Origin of the sequence: Mesorhizobium sp. M1396 (assembly GCF_040317725.1) — a bacterium.
Taxonomy (GTDB): Bacteria; Pseudomonadota; Alphaproteobacteria; order Rhizobiales; family Rhizobiaceae; genus Mesorhizobium.
Genome location: NZ_JAMYLA010000132.1, coordinates 1 through 2,496 on the forward strand (window position 1 = coordinate 1; position 2,496 = coordinate 2,496).

Below are 2,496 nucleotides of genomic sequence, written 5' to 3' on the forward strand. Positions count from 1 at the left end.
TGTGAATCGGCGTGCAAAATTGACCCCATAAGCCGGGGAATCGGCGTCCAATTTTGACCCCCCTGATGCTTTGATTTGCGACCATCAGCTCGTCGTAGCGAGCGGATGGTGTGGGGATGAAGTCGGTGGATACGATTGCCCGGGTTCGGCGCGCCTTCCATGTGCAGGGATGGTCGCTCAAGCGGATTTGCCGCGAACTGCATGTGTCGCGGAACACCGTCCGCAAGATTCTCAGATCCGATGAGACATCGTTCTCCTACGAACGCGAGCGGCAGCCCAAGCCGAAGATCGGTCCGTGGCAGGATCAGCTTGACGGGTTTTTGAATGGCAACCGTGGCAAGGCGGCGCGCGAGCAACTGACACTGATCCGGATTTACGAAGAGCTTTGCAGCCTCGGCTACGAGGGAGGCTATGACGCCGTCCGCCGATACGCGAAGAGCTGGGCGAAGGCGCAGGGGTCGGCGATGTCGGACGCCTATGTGCCGCTGTCCTTCGCGCCGGGCGAGGCCTACCAGTTCGACTGGAGCCACGAGATCGTCCTGATCAACGGCGTGACAGTGACCGTGAAGGTCGCCCATGTCCGGCTCTGCCACAGCCGCATGATGTTCGTCAGGGCCTATCCGCGGGAGACGCAGGAGATGGTGTTCGACGCGCACGACCGGGCCTTTGCCTTCTTCGGTGGCGCCTGCACGCGCGGCATCTACGACAACATGAAGACGGCGGTGGAAACGATCTTCGTCGGCAAGGACCGACAATACAATCGCCGCTTCATGCAGATGTGCAGCCACTATCTGGTGCAGCCGGTCGCCTGCACGCCAGCGTCGGGCTGGGAGAAAGGTCAGGTCGAGAACCAGGTCGGGCTGGTGCGCGAGCGCTTCTTCACGCCCAGGCTGCGCTTCAAGACCTATGAGGAGCTGAACGCCTGGCTGCGTGACAAGTGCGTCGCCTACGCCAAGGCGCACCGTCACATCGAACAGCCGGAACGAACGATCTGGAACGTGTTCGAGGAAGAGCGCGGCAAGCTGGTCGAATATCGCGGCCCCTTCGACGGATTCCATGCGGTGCCGGCCTCGGTGTCGAAGACCTGCACGGTTCGCTTCGACAACAACAAATACTCGGTGCTGTCGACGGCCGTCGGCCGCCCGGTCGAGATCCATGCCTATGCCGGCAAGATCGTCATCCGACAGGACGGCGTGGTCGTCGCCGAACATGCCCGCTCCTTCGGGCGGAACGAGACGGTCTACGATCCCTGGCATTACGTTCCGGTGCTTTCCCGCAAGCCCGGTGCACTGCGCAACGGTGCGCCCTTCCAGAGCTGGGTTCTGCCCTCGGCGATGGAGCGTATCCGACGCAGATTGAAGGCGGCGCATGACGGCGATCGCCAGATGGTGTCGATCCTGGCCGCGGTATTGACCGACGGCATCGATGCCGTGGAGGCTGCCTGCCAGGAAGCGCTCGACCAGAATGTCTGCTCCGCCGCCGTCATCATCAACATCCTGGCGCGGCGGCGCGATCCGGCGCCGGCCGTCACCATTCTCACCCCGGACGCTCTTCGCCTGCAGCACGAGCCGCAGGCCGACTGCGCCCGCTACGACAGCCTCAGGAGGGCAAGCTGATGGAACGCACGCAGGTTCTGGAACTGATGGGGACGCTGAAGCTCTACGGGATGCGCGGCGCCTATGACGAGGTCATGGCGACAGGCATCAAGCGCCAGCACGAGCCGCCGAGGATCGTCGGCGATCTGCTGTCGGCCGAGATCGCCGAGAAGCAGGCCCGCTCCATCAAATACCAGCTCACCGTCGCCAAGCTGCCGATCGCCAAGGACATCGATGAGTTCGACTTCGACGGCACGCCGGTCAACGAGGTGCTGGTCCGGGACCTTGCCAACGGCACCTTCGTCGCCGACCAGCGCAACGCCGTGCTCATCGGCGGCACCGGAACCGGCAAGTCGCATCTCGCAATCGCCATTGCCCGCGCCCTGATCCGCAATGGCTCACGTGGCCGCTTCTTCAACGTCGTCGATCTCGTCAACCGGCTCGAGACCGAGCACCGCGGCGGCAAGCAGGGCCGTATCGCCGATTACCTCACCCGGCTCGACTTCGTCGTGCTCGATGAACTCGGGTATCTCCCGTTCGCACAAGCCGGCGGGCAATTGCTCTTCCACCTGATCAGCAGGCTCTACGAGCGCACCTCCATTATCGTCACCACGAACCTGGCGTTCGGCGAATGGCCCGCCGTCTTCGGCGACGCCAAGATGACGACAGCGCTGCTCGACCGTCTCACCCATCATTGCGAGATCATCGAGACCGGAAACGAATCCTGGCGCTTCAAGAACCGCGCCTGATCACCCCATCAAGCTGCCAAGCGCCATCCGCGCTCGCCCGGGCTGCGCAACCCTGACCAGCTCCGCCCGGGCGAACGCTGACGGCCGCGCATTACATAAGAGGGGTCAAAATTGGACGCCGATCCGGGGTCAGTTTTGGAAGCCGGTTGACA

1 protein-coding gene and 1 pseudogene are annotated in these 2,496 nt (G+C 63.3%); both read left to right on the forward strand.

Translation table 11 applies throughout. From position 1 onward, the window contains the following. Positions 1-116 precede the first annotated feature (116 nt). A pseudogene (gene istA / locus NKH02_RS34230) lies at positions 117-1,683 on the forward strand (IS21 family transposase). Then, on the forward strand, positions 1,616-2,344 hold the full coding sequence (gene istB / locus NKH02_RS34235; protein WP_027038551.1) for an IS21-like element helper ATPase IstB: 729 nt from the start codon (positions 1,616-1,618) through the stop codon (positions 2,342-2,344). Before istA ends, istB begins: the two are co-directional and overlap by 68 nt. Positions 2,345-2,496: the final 152 nt, after the last annotated feature.